20 protein-coding genes and 3 tRNA genes are annotated in these 21,887 nt (G+C 59.1%); 3 read left to right on the top strand and 20 right to left on the bottom strand.

All coding sequences use genetic code 11. The features are described 5' to 3' along the window. Positions 1 to 2: 2 nt before the first annotated feature. The 20 genes from nuoL to PHE40_RS01890 form a co-directional block, all read right to left on the bottom strand. Positions 3 to 1,928, bottom strand: a complete 1,926-nt coding sequence (nuoL, locus tag PHE40_RS01985) for an NADH-quinone oxidoreductase subunit L (protein WP_299957244.1) — start codon at positions 1,926 to 1,928, stop codon at positions 3 to 5. Position 1,929: 1 nt separating this feature from the next. Further along, positions 1,930 to 2,238 (bottom strand): NADH-quinone oxidoreductase subunit NuoK, encoded by a 309-nt coding sequence (gene nuoK / locus PHE40_RS01980; protein ID WP_299957241.1) that lies wholly within the window; start codon positions 2,236 to 2,238, stop codon positions 1,930 to 1,932. Continuing rightward, positions 2,238 to 2,873, bottom strand: coding sequence for an NADH-quinone oxidoreductase subunit J (locus PHE40_RS01975; RefSeq protein WP_299957238.1), 636 nt, complete (start codon positions 2,871 to 2,873; stop codon positions 2,238 to 2,240). The genes nuoK and PHE40_RS01975 overlap by 1 nt, the downstream gene beginning before the upstream one ends. A gap of 10 nt (positions 2,874 to 2,883) precedes the next feature. After that, the gene (gene nuoI, locus PHE40_RS01970; protein WP_291422252.1) at positions 2,884 to 3,372 is read right to left on the bottom strand and encodes an NADH-quinone oxidoreductase subunit NuoI; all 489 of its coding nucleotides are present in this window, start codon (positions 3,370 to 3,372) and stop codon (positions 2,884 to 2,886) included. Positions 3,373 to 3,381: 9 nt separating this feature from the next. Beyond that, on the bottom strand, positions 3,382 to 4,395 hold the full coding sequence (nuoH, locus tag PHE40_RS01965) for an NADH-quinone oxidoreductase subunit NuoH (RefSeq protein WP_299957231.1): 1,014 nt from the start codon (positions 4,393 to 4,395) through the stop codon (positions 3,382 to 3,384). After that, positions 4,392 to 6,449 (bottom strand): NADH-quinone oxidoreductase subunit NuoG, encoded by a 2,058-nt coding sequence (gene nuoG / locus PHE40_RS01960; RefSeq protein WP_299957227.1) that lies wholly within the window; start codon positions 6,447 to 6,449, stop codon positions 4,392 to 4,394. Before nuoG ends, nuoH begins: the two co-directional genes overlap by 4 nt. A gap of 3 nt (positions 6,450 to 6,452) precedes the next feature. After that, complete coding sequence (gene nuoF / locus PHE40_RS01955; RefSeq protein WP_299957224.1) at positions 6,453 to 7,748, bottom strand: NADH-quinone oxidoreductase subunit NuoF; 1,296 nt, start codon at positions 7,746 to 7,748, stop codon at positions 6,453 to 6,455. A 3-nt stretch (positions 7,749 to 7,751) separates the two neighbouring features. Further along, a complete protein-coding gene (locus PHE40_RS01950; protein WP_299957221.1) occupies positions 7,752 to 8,345 on the bottom strand; it encodes an NAD(P)H-dependent oxidoreductase subunit E in 594 nt (197 codons plus the stop codon). Positions 8,346 to 8,371: 26 nt separating this feature from the next. Further along, a complete protein-coding gene (locus PHE40_RS01945; protein WP_299957218.1) occupies positions 8,372 to 9,574 on the bottom strand; it encodes an NADH-quinone oxidoreductase subunit D in 1,203 nt (400 codons plus the stop codon). Further along, positions 9,571 to 10,113: an NADH-quinone oxidoreductase subunit C gene (locus PHE40_RS01940; protein ID WP_299957265.1), complete on the bottom strand. Its 543-nt coding sequence runs from the start codon at positions 10,111 to 10,113 to the stop codon at positions 9,571 to 9,573. The genes PHE40_RS01945 and PHE40_RS01940 overlap by 4 nt, the downstream gene beginning before the upstream one ends. 55 nt (positions 10,114 to 10,168) lie before the next feature. After that, a complete protein-coding gene (locus tag PHE40_RS01935) occupies positions 10,169 to 10,729 on the bottom strand; it encodes an NADH-quinone oxidoreductase subunit B family protein (protein ID WP_284256848.1) in 561 nt (186 codons plus the stop codon). A gap of 4 nt (positions 10,730 to 10,733) precedes the next feature. After that, positions 10,734 to 11,099, bottom strand: coding sequence for an NADH-quinone oxidoreductase subunit A (locus PHE40_RS01930; protein WP_299957212.1), 366 nt, complete (start codon positions 11,097 to 11,099; stop codon positions 10,734 to 10,736). A gap of 148 nt (positions 11,100 to 11,247) precedes the next feature. Continuing rightward, positions 11,248 to 11,324, bottom strand: a tRNA-Asp gene (locus PHE40_RS01925). A 134-nt stretch (positions 11,325 to 11,458) separates the two neighbouring features. After that, a tRNA-Val gene (locus tag PHE40_RS01920) sits at positions 11,459 to 11,530 on the bottom strand. A 44-nt stretch (positions 11,531 to 11,574) separates the two neighbouring features. Beyond that, positions 11,575 to 11,847 (bottom strand): HU family DNA-binding protein, encoded by a 273-nt coding sequence (locus PHE40_RS01915; protein WP_291424265.1) that lies wholly within the window; start codon positions 11,845 to 11,847, stop codon positions 11,575 to 11,577. A 129-nt stretch (positions 11,848 to 11,976) separates the two neighbouring features. Next, on the bottom strand, positions 11,977 to 14,388 hold the full coding sequence (lon, locus tag PHE40_RS01910) for an endopeptidase La (protein ID WP_299957209.1): 2,412 nt from the start codon (positions 14,386 to 14,388) through the stop codon (positions 11,977 to 11,979). A 138-nt stretch (positions 14,389 to 14,526) separates the two neighbouring features. Beyond that, positions 14,527 to 15,783, bottom strand: coding sequence for an ATP-dependent Clp protease ATP-binding subunit ClpX (clpX, locus tag PHE40_RS01905; protein WP_299957207.1), 1,257 nt, complete (start codon positions 15,781 to 15,783; stop codon positions 14,527 to 14,529). 222 nt (positions 15,784 to 16,005) lie between these two features. Further along, the gene (gene clpP / locus PHE40_RS01900; RefSeq protein ID WP_291424259.1) at positions 16,006 to 16,674 is read right to left on the bottom strand and encodes an ATP-dependent Clp endopeptidase proteolytic subunit ClpP; all 669 of its coding nucleotides are present in this window, start codon (positions 16,672 to 16,674) and stop codon (positions 16,006 to 16,008) included. A gap of 132 nt (positions 16,675 to 16,806) precedes the next feature. Continuing rightward, positions 16,807 to 18,129: a trigger factor gene (tig, locus tag PHE40_RS01895; protein ID WP_299957199.1), complete on the bottom strand. Its 1,323-nt coding sequence runs from the start codon at positions 18,127 to 18,129 to the stop codon at positions 16,807 to 16,809. Between the two features lie 41 nt (positions 18,130 to 18,170). Further along, positions 18,171 to 18,255, bottom strand: a tRNA-Leu gene (locus PHE40_RS01890). A gap of 135 nt (positions 18,256 to 18,390) precedes the next feature. On the opposite strand from PHE40_RS01890, the gene PHE40_RS01885 reads away from it, so the two are divergent. The 3 genes from PHE40_RS01885 to PHE40_RS01875 are packed head-to-tail and all read left to right on the top strand — an operon-like array spanning position 18,391 to position 21,844. Beyond that, entirely contained in the window at positions 18,391 to 20,868 is a 2,478-nt protein-coding gene (locus PHE40_RS01885) for an AsmA family protein (RefSeq protein ID WP_299957196.1), read from the top strand. Further along, positions 20,865 to 21,560, top strand: a complete 696-nt coding sequence (locus tag PHE40_RS01880) for an ATP12 family chaperone protein (protein WP_299957193.1) — start codon at positions 20,865 to 20,867, stop codon at positions 21,558 to 21,560. Before PHE40_RS01885 ends, PHE40_RS01880 begins: the two co-directional genes overlap by 4 nt. Beyond that, complete coding sequence (locus tag PHE40_RS01875; RefSeq protein ID WP_299957191.1) at positions 21,557 to 21,844, top strand: acylphosphatase; 288 nt, start codon at positions 21,557 to 21,559, stop codon at positions 21,842 to 21,844. The genes PHE40_RS01880 and PHE40_RS01875 overlap by 4 nt, the downstream gene beginning before the upstream one ends. The last annotated feature ends 43 nt before the right edge of the window (positions 21,845 to 21,887 follow it).

Here is a 21,887-nt window from a genome sequence, read left to right as displayed (position 1 = left end):
GGTTAACGCACCCACAGGAAGAGACTGAGGAAGGCAAGCAGGCCGATCAGCATAATGAAAGCATATAGCGCGATCGAGCCGGTCTGCAGTTTAACCGTCTGCACTGAGGCATCGGTGGTGAGGCTCGCAAGACCGTTGGGCACGCCGTCGATCACCTGCTCGTCACCGAAACGCCAGGCAAATTTGGCGAGGCGCAAGGCAGGTTTGACCAAAACTACGTCATAAACCTCATCGAAATACCATTTGTTGAGGACGAAGCGATACAGCCCGCCAAGGTTTTGCGAGAGGGCTGCGGGGAGCGACGGCACCAGAATGTAGAAGATGACGGCGACAAATATCCCTGACACGGAAGCAACGAGCGGCGAGAATTCAGCAACTGCCGTTGGATGGGCCAAAGCACTCATCACGCCGTTTGCGGGAATCGCAATGCTCGCGCCCCAGAAATGCGCGAAGCCCGCGCCGATAAAGCTGCTCCTGAGAACAAATCCGCTGCCCAGAGCACCGAAAGCGAGAAGCACGAGCGGCACCAGCATGACCAGCGGGCTCTCATGCACATGCTCCTGAACATGCTTCGGCGCGCGCGAGGTGCCGTGGAAGGTGAGCAGAAAAAGCCGCGAAATATAGAATGCCGTGAGACCTGCTGTGATAACGCCACAAACCCAGCCATACATTCCAACCGCGGTGTTCGCGCCAAAGGCTGCATCAAGGATCGCATCCTTGGAGTAATAACCGGAAAAGGGGGGGATGCCGGCCAGGGCCAGGGCACCAACAAGCATGACGAGCCAGGTGATGGGCAGCTTGCGGGCCAGGCCGCCCATCAGGCGGATATCCTGTTCATCCGACATCGCGTGAATGACCGAACCGGCCGCCAGGAACAACAGCGCCTTGAAGAAGGCATGGTTGATGAGGTGGAACATCGCCACCGGATAGGCCCCAAGCCCCGCCGCCAGGAACATATAGCCAAGCTGCGAGCAGGTGGAATAGGCGATGATGCGTTTGATGTCGTTCTGCACGCAGCCGATGGTGCCCGCGAAAAGGGCGGTGGACGCACCGATGATCGTGACGAAATCCATGGCGGCTGGCGCCGCGTTCAGCAGCGGCGATATCCGCGCGATCAGGAATACGCCTGCGGCAACCATGGTGGCGGCATGGATGAGCGCCGAGACCGGGGTGGGGCCCTCCATCGCGTCAGCCAGCCAGGTGTGCAGGAAAATCTGCGCGGATTTGCCCATGGCGCCGATGAACAAAAGAATGCAGATAACCTCCAGCGCCGGGAACGAGGTGCCCAGCAGCCTGTATTGGTCTCCCGTATGGGCGGCGACCGCGGCGAAAATCCCATCAAACGAGATCGTTTTGAAAACAAAATATGTCAGCGCGATGCCGACCGCAAAGGACAGATCGCCCACGCGGTTGACGATGAAGGCCTTGATGGCCGCCACGTTCGCTGAAGGGCGCTCATACCAGTAGCCGATGAGCAAGTAGGAGACGAGACCAACCCCCTCCCAGCCAAAATAAAGCTGGAGCAGGTTGTTCGCCGTCACTAGCATCAGCATGGCGAAGGTGAAGAGGGAAAGATAGGCAAAGAACCGGGGAACGGTTTTGTCATGCGCCATGTAGCCCATGCTGTAGACATGGATGAGCATGGAAACGCTGCTGACCATGGCGACCATGACCAGGCTGAGTGTATCCTGCCGCAAGGTCCAGCCTGGCGAGAAGCTCCCGACGGAAATCCAGCTTGCAAGATGCAGCGGCGCGATGGGCACGCAGCCCTGCACGAACGCGATGAAGGAAGACACACCCGCCACGGCCGAGATGACCATGAACAGCACACTGGCGCCAATGGCTGCCTGCTTTCCTATGAACGGACGCGCGACGCCCGCGAGGACCGCGCCAATGAGCGGCGCAAAAACGGCGATTAAGGTGAGCATTTCAACCCTTCATCAATGTCACGTCCTCGACCTCGATCGAGCCACGATTGCGGAAATAGATGACCAGGATGGCAAGGCCAATGGCGGATTCAGCGGCAGCAACGGTGAGCACGAACATGGTGAAGACCTGCCCCACCATGTCATGCAAGGCACCGGAGAATGCGATGAAGTTGATGTTCGCGGCCAGCAGGATCAGCTCGATCGACATCATGATGATGATGATGTTCTTGCGGTTCATGAAGATGCCGAAAACACCGATAACGAGCAGAAGGCCGGCAACAAATAGATAATGCGATAGTGGGATCAGCATTAGAGCGTCTCCTTTTCCGGCTGAGGCATCGCGGCGCCGGCGCCAAGCTTGGCTGAGACCATGGTGAGGGTTTCCGACGGGAGGCGGGCATGCTGGATATCCAGATTTTGCCGCTTGGCGCGCTTGCGGTCACGGTGCGTCAGCACGATGGCGCCGATCATCGCGACCAGCAAAATGATACCCGAGAGTTGGAACAAGACTAGATAATTAGTGTAGATGAGCGAGCCCAGCGCCTGGGAGTTGGTAATGTTGTCCGGCGTGGGAAACAACCGGGCCGCGGCCGCGCCGGGCGCGATGGCCGACCCGGTGACAAACAGCGCCAGTTCCACGAACAGGATGAGCGCCACCAAGGCGCCAATGGGGGCGTATCGTTGAAAGCCTTCCCGCAGGACGGCGAAATTCACATCCAGCATCATCACGGCGAAGAGGAACAACACCGCAACCGCGCCGACATAAACGATAACCAGGACCATCGCGAGAAACTCAGCCCCGGCCAGAAGAAACAACGCCGCGGCGTTGATGAAGGCGAGAATGAGAAACAACACCGCATGCACGGGGTTGCGGCTGGTCACCACCATCGCTGCTGAACCCAGCAGGATAAAGGAAAAAAGATCAAAAAGAAGATTTTGGATCATGGTTGGACTCTCACCGGTACGGCGCGTCAAGTTCTAGCCGCTTGGCTAATTCCGGTTCCCACCGGTCGCCATTATCAAGCAGCTTTGCCTTGTTATACAGAAGTTCTTCGCGCGTTTCGGTAGCGAACTCAAAGTTCGGCCCCTCCACGATGGCATCAACCGGGCATGCTTCCTCGCACAGACCGCAGTAGATACATTTGGTCATGTCGATGTCATACCGCGTGGTGCGGCGGGAACCATCGTCACGCGGCGCAGCCTCGATGGTGATCGCCTGCGCGGGGCAGACCGCCTCGCACAATTTGCAGGCGATACAGCGCTCCTCGCCGTTCGGGTAACGGCGCAGCGCGTGTTCCCCCTTGAAGCGCGGGCTGGTCGGGTTTTTCTCATACGGGTAGTTAATGGTGGCTTTGGGTTTGAAGAAATACCGCAAAGTCAGCGCCAGGCCGCAGAGGATTTCCCACAGCACCAGCCCCCACGCCATCCGGCCTAAACGTGTCATTTACAAACCTCAAGCATGGGGGAGCATCCCGAAAATTTCCAGGAAGCCGGCTGTCAGCACCAGCCATACGAGTGAAATAGGAAGAAACACCTTCCACCCGAGAGACATAATCTGATCATAACGGAAACGTGGCAGGGTGGCGCGCACCCAGACGAAGACGAACAGGCAGACCAGTATCTTGAGCAGAAACCAGAACACGCCTGGGATGAGCGTGAACGGCGCGAAGGGAATGGGAGAGAGCCAGCCGCCGAGAAAGAGCGTCGTGGTCATCGCGCTGATCAGGATCATATTCGCGTATTCGCCGAGGAAGAACAGCGCGAAGGTCATGGCGCTGTATTCAACGAAGAAGCCGGCGACGATTTCGGTTTCACCCTCGGCCAGATCGAACGGGGCGCGGTTGGTTTCGGCCAAGCCAGAGATGAAAAAGATGACGAAAAGCGGCAACAACGGAATAGCGAACCAGATGTGCCGCTGCGCCAGCACAATGTCGTTAAGGTTCAGGCTACCAACGCAGATGAGCACCGTGACGATAACGAAACCCATCGAGACTTCGTAGGACACCATCTGCGCCGTGCTGCGCAACGCGCCGAGGAAGGCGTATTTGGAGTTGCTGGCCCAACCGGCGATGATAATGCCATATACGCCGAGCGAGGAGATCGCGAACAGATAGAGGATGCCGACATTAATGTTGGCAACCGCCCAATGGTCGTTCACCGGGATTACCGCCCAGGCCACAACAGCGAGACCAAAGGTAATCATCGGCGCGATGGTGAACAGCACCTTATCGGCGCCGGCCGGAAAAATGGTTTCCTTGAACAGCATTTTGATGGCATCGGCGAAAGGCTGCCACAGGCCGAACGGCCCCACGACATTAGGGCCTTTGCGCAGCTGGATCGCGCCCATCACCTTACGCTCGAACCAAGTGAGATAGGCAACGCCAAGCAGCAGCGGTACGATAATGGCCAGCGACTCAAGCAGCGTGAGGACGGCGATGCCGAGATTGGTTTGCAGAAGCACGCTCATTGCGCAGCCTCCGCCAGGTTAGGATAATGGGCCTCAACGCAGGCGGCCATGGTGGGGCTGGCACGGCTGACCGGGTCGGTCTGATAGTAATTGTCGAAAATCGGTTCAAACGGCACGGCGCTCACCGCTGCAGGATCACCCGCCGGGGCCGTGAGGCTGCCCCCCGCGAGGCGGCGCAGCTCACCGGTGAGTGCAAACGCAGGATAGGTCTGCGCCAAATGCGCGCGCAATTCCTGCAACGTGTCATACCGCAGGGCGTGGCCCATATAGGCGCTGATGGCGCGCAGAATGCGCCAATCCTCACGCGCATCGCCAGGCGGTTTAACGGCGATAAAGCCTTGCTGCACCCGGCCTTCGGTGTTGACGTAGGTGCCGTCCTTTTCCGTGTAGGCGGCGCCGGGGAGGATCACATCAGCCCGGGCGGCGGCGGCATCGCCATGGTGCCCCTGATAAATCACGAAGGTGTCCGCACCGATGGCTTGGCTATCCAGGGCATCCGCACCAAGCAGCCAGAGAACGTCCGCACCGCCAGCGAGCATCTGAGCTGTCGGCTTACCCCCCGGGCCAGGAAGGAAGCCAATATCTAGCGCGCCGGTGCGCGCCGCCGCATGATGCAGCACGTTGAAGCCATGCCAGTCGTCGTTCAGCATGTTGAACTGCGCGGCGAGTTTCCAGGCGGCGGCGTGAATGGCAGCGCCATCGGGCCGCGCCAGCGCGCCCGCGCCGAGGATGAGCATCGGCTTCTTCGCCGCTTTCAGAACTTCCGCGAAGGGATGCGTGCCATCGAGCAATGCGGTGATGGCATCCGGCCCAGAGCCGACATGGGTTGTGGGATAGGTAAGATCATGCGGTACGCCGATGAGGCCGGCTTCAAAATGCCCGGCAAGCCAGCGCTTGCGAATGCGCGCGTTAAGCACCGGTGCTTCGTGCCGCGGATTGCTGCCGATGATGACCAGCGCATCCGCTTCTTCAATGCCAGCGATGGTGGTGTTGAAGAGATAGAAACCGCGTTGCGATGCATCAAATACCGCGCCGTCCTGCCGGCAGTCCAGATTCGGCGAGCCAAGGCTCGTGAACATTTCCTTCAGGGCCAGCATGCTCTCCACATCAACGAGATCGCCTGCGATGGCGCCAAGGCGCTCCGGCTTGCTGGCTTTTATTTTGTTCGTAACGGCTGCAAAAACCTCTTCCCAGCTGGCGGCCCGGAGCTTGCCGTTCTCGCGCAGCCAGGGGCGATCTAACCGGCGGCGCTTTAGGCCGTCAACCGAGAAGCGGGATTTATCGCCGAGCCACTCCTCATTCACATCGTCGTTCAGGCGCGGCAAGATGCGCAGCACTTCCGCGCCCCGCGCGTCGATACGAATGTTGGCGCCCACGGCGTCCAGTACATCCACGCTGTCAGTCTTGCGCAGCTCCCATGAGCGGGCAGTGTAGGCGTAAGGCTTGGAGGTCAGCGCGCCGACCGGGCAAAGATCTATAAGGTTGCCGGAAAGCTCGGAGCTCAGGGCTTTGTCAACATAGGTGCCAACCTGCATGTTCTCGCCGCGCATCGTGGCGCCGAGTTCCGGCACTCCAGCTATTTCTGTAGAGAAACGAATGCAGCGCGTGCAATGGATGCAGCGGGTCATCGTGGTTTTAACCAGAGGCCCCCAATCCGGCTGGGCCGCTGCCCGCTTCCCTTCCTCGTAACGCGAGGTGTCGCGGCCATAGCTCACGGCCTCATCCTGCAGGTCGCACTCACCACCCTGGTCACAGATCGGGCAATCCAGCGGGTGATTGATCAGCAGAAATTCCATCACGCCGCGGCGCGACTTACGCACGTTCTCGGTATCGGTGAAGATGACCATGCCATCAGCCACCGGCTGCCCGCAGGAGGCGACAGGTTTGGGAACTTTCTCAATCTCTACCAAGCACATGCGGCAATTGCCTGCGACCGAAAGACGTTCATGATAACAGAAGCGCGGGATTTCCTTGCCAGCGGCCTCAGCCGCCTGCAAGACCGAAGAGCCGTTCGCAATCTCGACTTCAATGCCGTCGACAGTGACTTTTGCCATGGTTTACTCCGCCGCCTGGGCGAGTGGTTGGGCCGGCTTATAGTCCGTTGCCCGTTGTTCGACCAGCGGGCGGAAAGCGCGCATCAGCCCCTGGATTGGCCACGCCGCGGCGTCACCAAAAGCACAGATGGTATGCCCGGCAACCTGTGTGGTCACCTGCTCCATAAGTGCGATATCGGCCATTGAGGCTTTGCCTTGCACGATGCGATCCATCATCCGCATCATCCAGCCGGTGCCCTCGCGGCAAGGCGTGCATTGGCCGCAGCTCTCGTGCTTGAAGAATTTTGAAAGGCGCCAGATGGCTTTAACGACATCGGCTGATTTATCCATGACGATGATGGCGCCGGAGCCTAGGCCGCTGCGAACTGCCGCCAGAGAATCGAAATCCATCAGCTGGGTTTCGCACATTTCCTTGTTGAGGATCGGCATCGAAGCTCCGCCGGGAATAACGGCCTGCAAATTGTCCCAACCGCCGCGCACGCCACCGGCATGTTTCTCGATCAAATCTTTCAGCGGCGTGCCGAGCTCCTCCTCAACATTACACGGACGATTCACATGACCAGAGATGCAGAAAATTTTGGTGCCAGTGTTTTTGGGACGGCCAAGCGCCGAGAACCACGCTGCACCACGGCGCAGAATCGTTGGCACACCGGCAATGGACTCTACATTGTTCACCGTAGTCGGGCAGCCGTACAAGCCCATGGCGGCGGGGAACGGCGGTTTCATCCGCGGCATTCCTTTTTTGCCTTCCAGACTTTCCAGTAACGCCGACTCTTCACCGCAAATATACGCCCCGGCGCCACGATGCAGAACCAGATCAAAATCCCACCCCGAACCGGCCGCATTTTTGCCGAGCAGCCCGGCGGCATAGGCTTCTTCAATCGCCGCTTGAAGACGCGCTGCCTCGTTATAATATTCACCACGGATATAGATGAAAGCCGTGTGCGCGCCCATGGCAAAACCGGCAATCAGGCTGCCTTCGATCAGTTTATGCGGTTCATTCCTGATAATATCACGGTCTTTGCAGGTGCCTGGCTCACTCTCATCGGCATTGACGACGAGATACGATGGCCGGCCATCGCTCTGCTTGGGCATGAACGACCATTTCATGCCGGTGGGAAAACCAGCCCCCCCACGACCACGCAGACCCGAGGTTTTTACTTCCTCAATAATCGCATCCCGGCCGCGCGCAAGAATATCCGCCGTCGCATTCCAGTCACCGCGCGCACGCGCGCCAGCGAGATGCCAATCCTGCTGACCATACAGGTTTTGATAAATTCTGTCCGCATCATTCAGCATGTCTCACTCCACCGGCTTGGTGTTGTTCAGCAAGGCTGTCTGATTGGTCACCGGGGCCGAGGCCTGGCGGCCGATACTTGAGCCTGCCGGCGGCAAGGGAGCGCCGGATTTTAAAGCGTTCAACAAAGCTTCCGTCCGCGCCGCGTCCAGATCTTCGTAGTAATCATCGTTGATTTGCAGAATGGGAGCATTCACACAACCACCAAGGCATTCCACTTCCGTCATGGTGAACAGACCATCCGCGCTAGTCTGGCCGAAGCCTTCAATACCCGCAACTTTTTTGCAGGAGGAGACAACTTCATCCGACCCACGCAGCCAGCAAGGCGTCGTGGTGCAAACCTGCAGATGGTATTTACCAACCGGCTTCGTGTTGTACATCGTATAAAAAGTTACAACTTCGTACACACGAGCCGCAGCAATACCCAAACGCTGCGCAACCGCATCCATCGCCAAGCGGGGCACCCAGGCGGAGCCTGTCAGCCGTTCCATTTGCCGTTGCGCAATATCCAGCAGGGCCATAACAGCGCTGGCCTGCTTGCCTGCCGGGTAGCGCGCAATCGCCCTGGCAACCGCGGCCTCCGCGACGGCATCAAACACGAAATCTGTCGGCTCTATATTAGCGTTCACCGGTCGATCTCACCAAAAACAATATCAAGAGAACCAATAATCGCCACCGTATCAGCTAGCATGTGGCCTTTTGCAAGTGTCTCAAGGGCTTGCAAATGCGAGAACCCTGTTGAACGGATTTTGCACCGGTAGGGGCGGTTTGTCCCATCCGACACGAGATAAACTCCGAACTCGCCCTTAGGCGCCTCAACCACCGTATATGTGGCGCCTGCGGGAACGTGGTAGCCCTCGGTGTAGAGCTTGAAGTGATGGATCAACGCTTCCATCGATTGCTTCATCGCGGCACGGGTGGGCGGTGCGATTTTATGATCCTGAACCTTGATAGGCCCTGGCTTCATTTTTTGTAGGCACTGCTTAATGATTTTCACACTCTCACGCATCTCGGCGATACGGACCAGATAACGATCGTAACAATCACCATGACGGCCAACGGGAATTTCGAAATCGACTTCGCTGTATTTATCATACGGCTGAGAGCGGCGAAGGTCCCAGGCAATGCCGGAGGCGCGCAGGCAAGGTCCTGAGAAGCCCCAGGCCAGCGCATCCTCCGCCGGGATCACCCCGATATCGACAACACGCTGTTTCCAGATACGGTTGCCGGTGAGCAGCGCCTCCACATCGTCAATGAATTTCGGAAAGGTTTCGGCCCAAGCCGCAATATCATCCACAAGCCCCGCCGGCAGATCCTTGGCGACACCACCTGGCCGGAAATAGTTGGAATGAAAGCGCGCGCCAGAGACAGCCTCATGGAACTCAAGAAGCTTCTCGCGCTCCACATACCCCCATAGGCCAGGGGTGAGCGCGCCGCAGTCCAGCGCAAAACTGGAGACCCCAAGCAAATGGTTCAGCACACGCGTGATTTCAGAAAACATCACCCGAATCCACTGCGCGCGATCCGGCGCTGTAATTCCTAGCAATTTTTCTGTTGCCAAAGCGAAAGCGTATTCGCAGGCCATCGGCGAGACGTAATCAAGACGGTCAAAATACGGAACAGCCTGGAGATAGCTCTTATACTCGATCAACTTTTCAGTACCGCGATGCAGCAGGCCGATATGCGGATCGGCGCGTTCAACCACCTCGCCATCCATCTCCAGGATCAGACGGAGCACACCATGCGCGGCCGGATGCTGCGGCCCGAAGTTTATGGTATGGTTATCGATTTCAACGGTCTTCGATGTGCGGGGCGCGAGCTCGCTCATTTGCGCTCCCCCCGGGCTTTCTCATCGCCGGGAAGTGTGGTCATTCCCTCCCAGGGCGAAAGAAAATCAAAATTACGGAATTCCTGAGTGAGCTTTACCTTGTCGTAGACCACTGACTTCTGTTCATCATCATAATGAACCTCAACATAGCCGGTGAGAGGAAAATCCTTACGCAACGGGTGTCCCTCGAATCCATAGTCAGTGAGGATACGCCGATGATCGGCCAGCCCCTCAAACGGAATGCCGAAAAGATCCCAGACCTCGCGTTCCCACCAGGTGGCGCTCGGCCATAGGGAGGAGACCGAGGTGAGGGAAAGCGAGTCGGCAACCTGCACCACGACCCGGACCCGCTCATTCCGCGTAACCGAGAGCAGGTTGTAGATCACATCAAACCGGGCGGCACGCTCGGGGAAGTCAACGCCGCAGATGTCCATGACCTGCGCGAAGGCAAACTCATCGCGCAAGCGGGTAAACAACGCATAGGCGTCGCCTTGCGCGGCTTCGACCACTAATTCGCCCAGATCGCGCCGGGCCACCATTACACCGGGCAGGGCCGCAACGGCGTCCAACACGGTATCTGCCTTGATTGATTCATCAGCCACGCAAAATTGTCCCTGTCCGCCGGATTTTTTTCTGCAATTGCATAATGCCGTAGACCAGTGCTTCCGCCGTCGGCGGGCAACCGGGGACGTAGATATCCACCGGCACGATACGGTCGCAGCCACGCACGACAGAATAAGAATAATGGTAATAGCCGCCGCCATTGGCGCAGCTGCCCATGGAGATTACCCAGCGAGGCTCGGGCATCTGGTCATAGACCCGGCGCAGTGCCGGTGCCATTTTATTGGTCAGCGTGCCCGCGACAATCATCACATCGCTTTGCCGCGGACTCGCACGGGGGATGATCCCGAATCGGTCCAGATCGTAATGCGGCATGTAGGCGTGGATCATCTCCACCGCGCAGCAAGCCAACCCGAAGGTCATCGGCCACAGACTTCCAGTCCGGGCCCAGTTCACCAATTTATCCATATTGGCGACAACGAAACCCTTGCCTGCGATCTCGCCCGTGATGCCCTTGATGACGGCATCCTGCGCAGAACCCTGCGGCAGATGATCCCGGTTCCAGGCGAGCGCGGTATCCGTGGAAACGCTCATTTAGCTACTCCCAATCCAGTGCGCCCTTATTCCACTCATAGATAAAGCCTACCGTCAAAACACCTAAAAACCCCAGCATCGAGAAAAAGCCGAGAAGGCCGATTCGCGACAGGCTGACGGCCCAGGGGAAAAGGAAGGCAACTTCCACGTCGAAAATAATAAACAAAATGGCAACCAGGTAGAAGCGGACGTCAAACCGGCGCCGCGCATCCCCAAAGGCCTCGAAGCCGCATTCATATGCCGAGAGCTTGGCGGCATAGGGCTTCTGGCGGGCTGCAAAAAGTGACCCGAATACGAACGCCACGCCAATGAGCGCAGCAATTGCCCCAAAAACAAGTATCGGGAAGTACTGTGAAAGGACCGGCTGCACCGCGTAACTCCTTATCCCTGGCTTGGTCAGCGTTGGCGTAGCCAACAACAGAACAGTATCCGCCGTGTCGCACTGCGACAAGATATGGTCAATACTGCGAAACGATGGAGAGGTTTGTTTTCTGGGGCCAGTGAGGCTTTCGCCATGCTGGCGCGAGTGACGGGGCTCGAACCCGCGACCTCCGGCGTGACAGGCCGGCGCTCTAACCAACTGAGCTACACCCGCATTTCAGTAAGCGGCGGTGTAAAGGGCTACGTGACCATCGTCAAGCGCATGATGCGCAAAACTCTATTCAAGACGGCCGCAACGCCTAAAATTACAACCCATGAAGAAAAAACCGAGGAAATTCAAGGAAGGAATAGGCGGTGACGGGTTTGAACCGCCGACCCTCTCGGTGTAAACGAGACGCTCTACCGCTGAGCTAACCGCCCAAACTTTTAAAAGAGGACGGCTCTCGCCGTCCACCAGGACAAAATTAGTTAACCGCATCCTTCAAGGTTTTGCCCGCCTTGAAACGAACCGAGGTGGAGGCGGGAATATCAATTTCTTCGCCGGTACGCGGATTACGGCCCTTGGAAGCGTCACGCTCGGCGGTGGCAAATGTACCAAAACCGACCAGACGTACTTCCTCTTTCGCCTTCAGCGTCTTCTCGATCGCGCCAAACACGGCATCTACCACCTCAGCCGCCTTGGCCTTCGTGATGTCGGTCTCGTCAGCGACAGCGGCAATCAAATCATTCTTATTCATGGGTAAACTCCCTGTTGTGAATCATGCAAAAAACGCCCACCTGCATCCAGCGTTAGCTGCAGGTGGGTCATCGGTGATAGTAACGCCAGTAGATACCTAACTTAAGGTGCGCCCGTCAAATAACGGCTGTTAGTGCGGCAAGGATGCCGCCCTGGTGTCAGCGGGTACCGCGGCGATCTCATCGGTTATATCTTCCCAATCAATCGGTTCAGGCTTGCGGCTGAGCGCCCGGCCGATAACCTCGTCGACATGGGAGACAGGGATGATCGTCAACCCTTTTTTGACGTTGGCCGGGATCTCGATGAGATCCTTTTCATTGTCCTTGGGGATGATGACGGTGGTAATCCCGGCACGCAACGCGGCCAGAAGTTTTTCCTTCAAACCACCAATTGGCAACACCCGGCCGCGCAGGGTGATCTCACCCGTCATCGCGATATCACGGCGAATCGGGATCCCCGTGATGGCGCTGACAATCGAAGTCGCCATCGCAATACCGGCTGACGGGCCATCCTTGGGCGTCGCCCCTTCCGGCACATGCACATGGATATCGCGCTTATCGAAAAACGGCGGCTTGATCCCAAACTGGGCAGCGCGCGAGCGGACATAGGAATATGCCGCCTGCACGCTTTCCTGCATGACATCGCCAAGCTTTCCGGTCTGCTTGATATTGCCCTTGCCCGGCAGCAGCACACTCTCAATGGTGAGAATCTCTCCGCCAACCTCGGTCCAGGCCAGGCCGGTGACGACGCCGACCATGTCCTCGGCCTCCGTCTCGCCATAGCGGTATTTTGCAACGCCCGAGAATTTCTCCAGGTTGCGCTTGCTGATGGTAACCTTCTTGGTCTTGGTGGTTACGATCTCCTTCACCGCCTTGCGCGCAATGGTGGCGATTTCACGCTCAAGATTACGGACACCGGCCTCGCGCGTGTAGGTGCGGACCAGCTCATGCAACGCATCGTCCGTAATGGACCATTCGTCCTTTTTCAGCCCGTGCGCTTCACCTTGCTTGGACACCAGATGCCGCTTGGCGATTTCGACCTTCTCATCCTCAGTGTAACCGGGAATACGGATGATCTCCATACGGTCCAGCAACGGCTGAGGCATGTTCAGGCTGTTCGCCGTGGTGACGAACATGACATCCGAGAGATCGTAATCGACCTCCAGGTAATGATCAGCAAAACTCGCGTTCTGCTCCGGATCCAGCACCTCCAGCAGGGCCGACGATGGATCTCCGCGCCAGTCAGCACCCAGCTTATCAATTTCATCGAGCAAAAACAGGGGATTAGAGGTTTTAGCTTTCTTCATTCCCTGGATGATCTTGCCCGGCATAGAGCCGATATACGTCCGCCGGTGCCCGCGAATTTCAGCTTCATCGCGCACGCCGCCCAGCGACATACGGACAAAATTACGCCCGGTGGCCTTGGCAATGGACTTGCCCAGCGAGGTTTTACCAACACCCGGCGGACCGACGAGGCAGAGAATCGCCCCCCGCAGTTTGGGACTGCGCGACTGCACCGCCAGATACTCGACGATTCGCTCCTTGATTTTCTCGAGTCCATAATGATCCGCGTTGAGCACGCGCTCAGCCTCGACCACGTCATTCTTGATTTTGCTGCGCTTCTTCCAGGGGATGCCCAAAATCCAGTCCAGATAATTGCGCACGACCGTCGCTTCCGCGCTCATCGGACTCATGCTGCGCAATTTTTTCAGCTCTGCCAACGCTTTTTCGCGGGCCTCTTTGGAGAGCTTAGTGGCATTAATTTTGTCTTCAAGCTCGGCGGTTTCGTCCTTGCCGTCCTCTCCTTCCCCCAGCTCCTTCTGGATCGCCTTCAACTGCTCGTTGAGGTAATACTCGCGCTGGGTCTTCTCCATCTGCCGCTTCACGCGGGTGCGGATCTTCTTTTCAACCTGGAGCACCCCGATTTCGGATTCCATATGGTTGAACACGCGTTCAAGCCGTTCGCTCGTGCTGCCGAGTTCCAGCAGCTCCTGCTTATCGGAGATTTTCAAACCCAGATGGCTGGCAACCGTATCCGCAAGTTTGGATGGCGAGTCGATCTGGTTAACGGAGACCAAAACTTCGGGCGCGATTTTTTTGTTGAGCTTAATGTACTGCTCGAACTGCGAAACAACGGTGCGGCCAAGTGCTTCGACCTCTTTTTCGTCATCCGCCTGATCCTCAATCGGATCGGCAAAAACCTCGAAATAATCCTCGGTCTCTTTGAAACTCGTAATCCGCGCCCGTCTTATCCCTTCCACCAGCACTTTTACCGTGCCGTCAGGCAACTTCAGCAGCTGCAGAACCGTGGAAATGGTTCCAACTTTGTAAATATCCTCCGCGGAAGGATCATCCTGCGCGGCATTCTTCTGCGCGACCAGAAGGATCTGCTTATCCTCCTTCATCACGCTCTCCAGAGCCCGCACAGATTTGTCGCGCCCAACGAAAAGCGGCACGATCATATGCGGGAATACCACGATATCCCTGAGCGGCAGGACCGCCAGAGTATCGGAGAGAGGGGCAGGCTTTGTAACATCAGACATAATAGGTTCCTTTAAGCCTCATGCACTGCCCTTACAGGCACAGCACACGGTGCCGGTCTCCGGCCACAAATGGACATATCGGTTTGGTTTGGCAGAGCTGCAAGACCTGCCACCCCTCAATTTGGCCAGACCCTCGCCTCAGGACGCCGTCTCCGCACGCTTCTCCGCATACAGAAAGAGCGGCTCGGCCCGGCCCTCGGCCACATCTCCGCTGATGACAACCTCCGCCACGCCATCCAGACCCGGCAGGTCGAACATCGTTGTCAGAAGGATACCCTCCATGATCGAACGCAGGCCTCGCGCGCCGGTCTTGCGTTTGATCGCCCGCCCGGCAACAACCTTAAGCGCCTCATCAGTGAAGGTGAGCTTGACCCCCTCCATTTCGAACAGGCGGCCGTATTGTTTGACCAAAGCATTCTTCGGCTTGGTCAAAATTTCAATCAACACCGTCTCATCCAGGTCATCAAGCGTGGCAACCACGGGCAGACGGCCAATGAACTCCGGAATCAGGCCGAATTTAAGCAAATCCTCCGGCTCTACCTCGCGCAAAACCTGCCCGGTGCGCCGCTCATCCGGGCTGCGGACATCAGCGCCAAAGCCAATGCCCGACCCCTTGCCGCGCTGCCCGATGATCTTCTCCAACCCAGAAAAAGCGCCACCGCAAATGAAAAGGATGTTCGTGGTATCAACCTGCAGAAACTCCTGCTGGGGATGTTTGCGCCCCCCCTGCGGCGGCACCGAGGCAACCGTGCCTTCCATGATCTTCAGCAGAGCCTGCTGCACCCCCTCCCCGCTCACATCGCGGGTGATCGAAGGATTGTCCGACTTGCGGCTAATTTTATCGACCTCGTCGATATAAACGATCCCCCGCTGCGCCCGCTCGACGTTATAATCAGCCGCCTGCAACAGCTTGAGGATGATATTCTCCACATCCTCGCCCACATACCCGGCCTCGGTCAGGGTCGTCGCGTCAGCCATAGTGAAGGGCACATCGAGAATGCGGGCCAGCGTCTGGGCCAGCAAGGTTTTACCCGAGCCGGTGGGGCCAACCAGCATGATGTTGGATTTTGCGATTTCAATGTCATTGTTTTTGGTCGCGTGCGAGAGCCGCTTGTAGTGGTTATGCACCGCCACGCTGAGCACTTTTTTCGCATGCCCCTGGCCGATCACATAATCATCCAGCACCTTGCAGATTTCACGCGGCGTCGGCACGCCATCACGCGATTTCACAAGATGAGTTTTGTGCTCCTCGCGGATAATATCCATGCAGAGTTCGACGCATTCATCACAGATGAAGACGGTCGGACCCGCGATCAGCTTACGGACCTCATGCTGCGACTTCCCGCAAAAGGAACAATACAGTGTGTTCTTGGTGTCGCTCGATTTGCTGCTCATAACCACTCCACAGCGCGAAATATAAGAGAAAAGATTAGCCCCCTGCGCAGGAGCACACAAGCGCCGGCATATGCGGGAGAAAATCCAAAGTAATTCAGAAAGTTAACCCCCGGCCTTCACCAGACCTGGGGATCAGAGCCATCAAAAGCATCCGAAATTCAGCCCTGAATTCGCGTTCAGGGCTGATTTCGGCAGAAAAGCGCCCGATGAGCAAATCTCCGCTTATCGCGCGGTTTCCTGCGGGCTGGGCGGTGTTGCCGGGCTTTCGCTCAATGGCGGCTGGCTTTTCACAACGTCGTCCACGATGCCGAAATCCTTGGCTTCCTGCGCCGACATGTAGGAATCGCGTTCCAGCTTGGCCTCAATCGCCTCCAGCGGCTGACCTGTGTGATCCACATAGATCTGGTTCAGCCGCTTACGCAGGTTAAGGATTTCACGGGCCTGGATTTCGATGTCCGTGGCCTGACCCTGGGCGCCGCCGGAGGGCTGATGCACCATGACGCGGGCATTTGGCAAGGCAAAGCGTTTGCCCGGTGCGCCCGCGCAGAGCAGCAGGCTGCCCATGGACGCTGCCTGCCCAATGCACACGGTGCTGACCGGGCTGCGGATATACTGCATGGTGTCGTAAATCGCGAGGCCGGAGGACACAACACCGCCGGGGCTGTTGATATAGAAAGAAATATCCTTATTGGGATTCTCACTTTCCAGAAACAACAGCTGCGCGCAAATCAGCGAGCTTACCTGATCATAGACCTGACCCGTCAGAAAAATGATCCGCTCCTTCAACAGGCGGGAATAAATATCGTAGGAGCGTTCCCCGCGCGCCGTCTGTTCAACCACCATCGGCACGAGGTTATTATTATAGACCTCGACTGGATCCCGATCCCACATATTCTAAATTCCTCGTTCTATCTAACCGCTCGCCCCGGCACCGCACCGCGCCTTTCATAAGGCCGCGGCGCGAGCGGAACGGAACGTCATGAACCTAAGTTAGTGGATCAAACGCGCGCGTCTAGTCCCGTATTAAGATTCAGGGTCAGCCGCCAACTCTTCCGGGCTCACACTGGTTTCTTCCTGGGTGATGCGCTCAAGCAGAAAGTCCACCACCTTGTCCTCAAAAATGGGACCACGGAAGCGCTCGAGCGCCTGCGGGTTCTTCTTGAAGAACTCCAGAACCTGCATCGCCTGTTCGCGATACTTCATCGCCTCGTTGAACATGGCGCGCTGGAGATCCTGATCGGAGACCGTCACCGCATTGGCACGGCCGATTTCCGCAACCAGCAGGCCAAGACGCACTCGGCGGTCGGCAATTGCCTTATATTCCGCCTTCAGCATCTCTTCATCCTTGGCTTCGTCTTCCGGATCGGCGCGGCCCGCGGCTTTTTCCTGCTCCACCTGGCGCCAGATCTCAGCGAACTCAGCATCAATCAGTGAAACCGGGGCCTCGAAATGCGCACGTTCAGCCAGCGCGTCGAGCAGGCTGCGCTTGAGCTTCAGGCGCGTCATCTGCTCATATTCGCGGCCAATCTGCTCGGAGACCTTCTTTTGCAGGTCTTCCAGCGACTCCAGCCCAAGCCCCTTGGCGAATTCATCGTCAATCACCGGAACCTGCGCCACGGCGAGCACCTTGGCGGTGATTTCGAATTCAGCCTTCTTCCCGGCCAGTTCCTTAGCACCGTAATCCTCGGGAAAATCAACCGTGATGGTGCGCGTCTCGCCGGGGGCGATGCCTTCCATCTGCTCGGAGAAGCCGGGGATGAAACCCTGGCCGGCCACGACCACCGCAACATCCGAAGCAGTGCCGCCCTGGAAAGCCTCACCGTCAATGCGGCCGATAAAATCTACCGTCAGCTGCTCACCAGCCGCCGCCGGGCGCGGCTCTTCAACCGGGGTATAGCTCTTGCGCTGCTCGGCCATCTTGGCCAGAGCTTCGCTCACAGCTTCATCAGTAACAGCCGCCACCGGCTTGCTCAGCGTAATGCCGCCGAGTTCGGGAATCGTGATTTCGGGCAGCACCTCAAGTTCCATGGTGAACTCGAGATCGGAGTTCTGCCCCGGCTTGGTCACTTCCAGCTTCGGCTGCATCGCGGGGCGCAAATTGCGCTCGGAGAGCAGACGGTCAGACGCTTCGTTCACCGCGCCTTCCACGATTTCCGCGGCCACGGCATCGCCATAGCGCTTGCGCACCATCGACATCGGCACCTTGCCCGGCCGGAAACCAGGCATCTGCATGGTTTTGCCAAGTTCGGCCAAACGCTGCTCACGCTTGGCGGCAAGTTCGGGTTCGGGAACCACGACCGTGAAGCCGCGCTTCAAGCCGTCGGAGAGCGTTTCGGTAACCTGCATCGACGAAAAATTCCTCAAAAATCAACAACAAAACCACAACCTGGTGCGGGCGGAGGGACTTGAACCCCCATGACTTTCGCCACCAGAACCTAAATCTGGCGTGTCTACCAATTTCACCACGCCCGCTTAACCGCCGGAACGCGGCCAGCTTGGCCGCCCCGCGCGATACCAACATCAAGCCGCGCCGTCTAGCGCGAGTCCTGGCATTTCACAAGCTTGGCACTCGTATAACTGCGTAAAACCGACTATCTGCCTCCTTGAATGACCCAATCTAGTGAAAATACGGCGAAGCCGCAGCGCCGGACGATGAGCCCGTGGCGATGGGCCGCCCTTGGCGCCCTGCTGCTCGCCGCCTTGCCCGCGGCAGGCATTCTGGCTCTGGTGGAACGCTTCGACCCGAACCGTTATGCCCCGGAAATCATCGCGGCCGTGGACCAGGCAACCGGCCGGCAGTTGCACCTGAGCGGGCCTCTCACCATGCAGCTTTCGCTGCATCCGGTCATTGAGGCCAGCGGCATAAGTCTTTCTAATCCGCCCGGTTTTGCCGGCGCCCAGATGCTGACACTCAAGCGCGTCGAGGCCAGGATCGCGCTGCTGCCCCTGCTCGCGCACCGCCTGAACATCCTTAAACTGGTGCTGGTCAGCCCTGATATCGTGCTGGAACGCGGCCCGGGCGGCTTATCAAACTGGGATTTCACCACCGCGCAACCCGCGGCGGCCATGACGCGCCATGAATTCCATGGCTATCAGGCCGCTCTACAGGCGGTGGAAATCGAAAACGGGCGGCTCACGATCAAGACCCCCACCCCAACCATTATCGCCCTGCCGAACCTGACCGGAACAGCGGCTTCTCCCACCGCCCCGCTGCATATAAAAGCCACGGCAATTCTCGGCGCGGCACCTTTCAGCGTATCCGGCGTGGTAGGTCCCATTGCGCGGTTCTCCGGTATCGGCAGCGAGCCATGGCCGGTTGATCTGACTGTAAAACTGGGCAGCGCGACCGCGAAGGTGCAGGGCGCGCTCGCCCGCCCGCGCACGGCGAGCGGCTACAGCCTCGCCGTGGCACTTAATATTCCGGCGCTGGAGGATCTGGCCGCCAGCCTCCCGCCCGGGCTGACCGGCCCCCTGCCTCCCGTGCATGACATCACGGCTTCAGCCCGGATCACCGGCCAGAATTCTACCATCCCGGCCATCGATGACCTTTCTGTCAAAGCCGGCACCTCTGATCTTTCCTCGCTCCGGCCGGGGCTGACGCTCAAGACGCTGGATATTGCGATGGCATCGCTCAACCAGCCGCTTTCACTCAGCGCCGCGGCCACGCTGGGCAGCACCCCCCTCACCCTCGCCGGCCATTTCGGCCCGCCCTGGGCACTTTTGAATCCCGCCCTGCTGCCGGCGCGCACCGGGCCACCAGGCAGCTTTCCAGTTACAATCAATGCACAGTTCGGGCCGGCCACGGCCAGCCTCACCGGCGCGATTGCAACCCCCGCGACGCTCGCTGGCGCCGCGCTGGCGCTGAACCTGACCATCCCCGACCTCTCGGCACTCAGCTCGGCCATGGGCGCCAGCCTGCCCGCATGGAAAAACATCACGGCGCAAACCACGCTGATAGACCCCGGCGGACTTGGCCTGCGCAATGCCATTGGCCTGGATACCCTCACCGTCAACATGGATAACGCGGCCTTCGGCGGCGATGCCAGCCTGTATTTCGGCCCCCAGCCCAGGCTGCAACTCGCCTTGCAGTTCACCGGGCTGAATACCGACGCCTTGCTGGCGGCGATGCCGCAACCGGCCACGGCGCCCGCCAATCCCGCCCCGGCCGCCGCCCCCGTCTTCGCCGATGCGCCGCTGGCGCTGGCGTGGCTGAAATCAGCCCGCGCCGATGTGCAAATCTCGGTGGATACGCTGATCTGGCGCCAGATGACCTATACGGCGCTCCAAGGCCACGCCGTTCTCGCAAACGGGCAGCTCACGGTCAGCCCGCTAACCGCGCAACTCCCCGGCGGCAACCTCACCGCGCGCGTGTCGGTGGATGCCAGCAAGGCGCCCGCGGTGGAAAGCCTGGCGATGAGCGCCCCCGCTCTTGCGCTCGCTCCGATGTTGAAAGCCTTTGGCCTGCCCGGCACCGCCGAAGGCACCATGCAAGTCCGGCTCTCGGCCACCAGCAGCGGCGACACCCCCCATGCCATCGCCAGCGGCCTGAACGAGCAACTGGGCTTAGCCATGGCCAACGGCGTTGTTGACGGCTCGGTCTTGCAAAGCCTGTTTGGCGGCGTGCTGCAAACCGCCGGCCTGCCCGCTGGTCTGGCCGGGGCCACGGGGCCGGTGCCGGTGCGCTGCATGGCGTTGCGGGTTGATGCCGTTGGCGGCATCGCCACCATCCGGGCCATGGCGCTGGATTCCAGCCGCCTGCGCTTGCAGGGGAGCGGCAGTGTGAATGCGGGAGGGGAGACACTGGGCGTCGTTCTGCTGCCCCAATTGCCAATGCTGCCCAATGGAACGGGCAGCCCGGTGGCGATTAACGGCAGCTTCGCCGCCCCGGTGGTTGAGGCGGCTCCAGCCGGCAGCATCCAGGCAACCAGCGGTGACATCTGCCCGGCGGCGCTGAAACTGGGGCGCTTTGGCCAACCCGGCCCGGCGGCGGCGATCACGCAGCCGCCATCCGCCAGCACGCCGGGCGCCGTTTCCCCGCCTTCCGGCGGGCCGAAAAATCTGTTGAACGGGCTGCTCGGCCCATGAAACGCTTCTGGACATCAGCATCCGCCGTACCGGAAGGCGTGGATTTCATCATCCTGCTGGACAGCCGCCCCCTGAAACTCCCCAGCGGCGGCGCGCTTCGCGTGCCGTTCAAGGATTTGGCCGGCGCAATTGCCACTGAATGGGCAACGGCCGGGGCGGATTTCACGCCCGATGACCTGCCCCTCACGCGCCTCGCCACGACAGCGCAGGACCGTATCCGGCTGCACCGCGCGGAGATCGCCAGGCAATTGGCGGCTTACGGCATGAACGACCTGCTCTGCTACCGCGCCGAAGGCCCGCCGGGGCTCGCGCAGAGCGAGGCCGCGGCATGGGCCCCCTGGATCAACTGGCTGGACCGGCAGCTCGGCATCAGGCTGGAATCGACCTCCGGAGTCATGCCGCTGCGGCAAACGCCTGAGTACCATGACATTTTCACCGCGCATCTAATGCGCATGGACGAATATAAATTGGCGGGGCTTGGCGTGATCGTCCCCGCATTGGGGAGCCTTGTGCTGGCGCTCGCGGTGGAGGCCGGGGCGCTGGACCCTGATGCGGCCTGCCGTTGCGCCAGCCTCGGGGAGCTCTGGCAGGAAGCGCGCTGGGGGATGGACGCCGAGGCCAGCGCACGGCGGCGGATCATCGCGCAGGATATTGCCGTGAGCGCCCGTTTCATGGTCCTCTGCCGCGCATGAAAGCGACCCATTTGCTCATTACCGGCCGGGTTCAGGGTGTCGGCTTCCGCGAATGGCTGGCAAACGAGGCGCGGCGACTCGGGCTTTCCGGCTGGGTGCGCAATGCCGGCCAAGATGCCGTGGAAGCCCTCATCGCTGGGGACACCGTGGCGGTCGAAGAATGCCTGCGGCTCTGCCGCCGCGGGCCGCGCGCCGCCATCGTCGAAACAATCAAGGATACGCTCGCGGAACCACCGGCGGAGCCCGGCTTCATAAAACGGGCCTCGCTCCCCTCCAGACCGTGAACCCGTTCAAGGCAGGTATCCGCAACATCGCGTTTACACCCCG

This window comes from Acidocella sp. (assembly GCF_028687955.1).
Lineage (GTDB): Bacteria > Pseudomonadota > Alphaproteobacteria > Acetobacterales > Acetobacteraceae > Acidocella.
Note: the sequence above shows the minus strand (reverse complement) of the source record. Positions and strands in the feature narration are given on the sequence as shown.

What these genes read in the sequence shown, in the direction of transcription:
- nuoL (WP_299957244.1), bottom strand. Translation starts at nt 1,928, where the DNA reads ATGCTCACCTTAATCGCCGTTTTTGCGCCGCTCATTGGCGCGGTCCTC.
- nuoK (WP_299957241.1), bottom strand. Translation starts at nt 2,238, where the DNA reads ATGCTGATCCCACTATCGCATTATCTATTTGTTGCCGGCCTTCTGCTC.
- PHE40_RS01975 (WP_299957238.1), bottom strand. Translation starts at nt 2,873, where the DNA reads ATGATCCAAAATCTTCTTTTTGATCTTTTTTCCTTTATCCTGCTGGGT.
- nuoI (WP_291422252.1), bottom strand. Translation starts at nt 3,372, where the DNA reads ATGACACGTTTAGGCCGGATGGCGTGGGGGCTGGTGCTGTGGGAAATC.
- nuoH (WP_299957231.1), bottom strand. Translation starts at nt 4,395, where the DNA reads ATGAGCGTGCTTCTGCAAACCAATCTCGGCATCGCCGTCCTCACGCTG.
- nuoG (WP_299957227.1), bottom strand. Translation starts at nt 6,449, where the DNA reads ATGGCAAAAGTCACTGTCGACGGCATTGAAGTCGAGATTGCGAACGGC.
- nuoF (WP_299957224.1), bottom strand. Translation starts at nt 7,748, where the DNA reads ATGCTGAATGATGCGGACAGAATTTATCAAAACCTGTATGGTCAGCAG.
- PHE40_RS01945 (WP_299957218.1), bottom strand. Translation starts at nt 9,574, where the DNA reads ATGAGCGAGCTCGCGCCCCGCACATCGAAGACCGTTGAAATCGATAAC.
- PHE40_RS01940 (WP_299957265.1), bottom strand. Translation starts at nt 10,113, where the DNA reads ATGGTGGCCCGGCGCGATCTGGGCGAATTAGTGGTCGAAGCCGCGCAA.
- PHE40_RS01935 (WP_284256848.1), bottom strand. Translation starts at nt 10,729, where the DNA reads ATGAGCGTTTCCACGGATACCGCGCTCGCCTGGAACCGGGATCATCTG.
- PHE40_RS01915 (WP_291424265.1), bottom strand. Translation starts at nt 11,847, where the DNA reads ATGAATAAGAATGATTTGATTGCCGCTGTCGCTGACGAGACCGACATC.
- lon (WP_299957209.1), bottom strand. Translation starts at nt 14,388, where the DNA reads ATGTCTGATGTTACAAAGCCTGCCCCTCTCTCCGATACTCTGGCGGTC.
- clpX (WP_299957207.1), bottom strand. Translation starts at nt 15,783, where the DNA reads ATGAGCAGCAAATCGAGCGACACCAAGAACACACTGTATTGTTCCTTT.
- clpP (WP_291424259.1), bottom strand. Translation starts at nt 16,674, where the DNA reads ATGTGGGATCGGGATCCAGTCGAGGTCTATAATAATAACCTCGTGCCG.
- tig (WP_299957199.1), bottom strand. Translation starts at nt 18,129, where the DNA reads ATGCAGGTTACCGAAACGCTCTCCGACGGCTTGAAGCGCGGCTTCACG.
- PHE40_RS01885 (WP_299957196.1), top strand. Translation starts at nt 18,391, where the DNA reads ATGACCCAATCTAGTGAAAATACGGCGAAGCCGCAGCGCCGGACGATG.
- PHE40_RS01880 (WP_299957193.1), top strand. Translation starts at nt 20,865, where the DNA reads ATGAAACGCTTCTGGACATCAGCATCCGCCGTACCGGAAGGCGTGGAT.
- PHE40_RS01875 (WP_299957191.1), top strand. Translation starts at nt 21,557, where the DNA reads ATGAAAGCGACCCATTTGCTCATTACCGGCCGGGTTCAGGGTGTCGGC.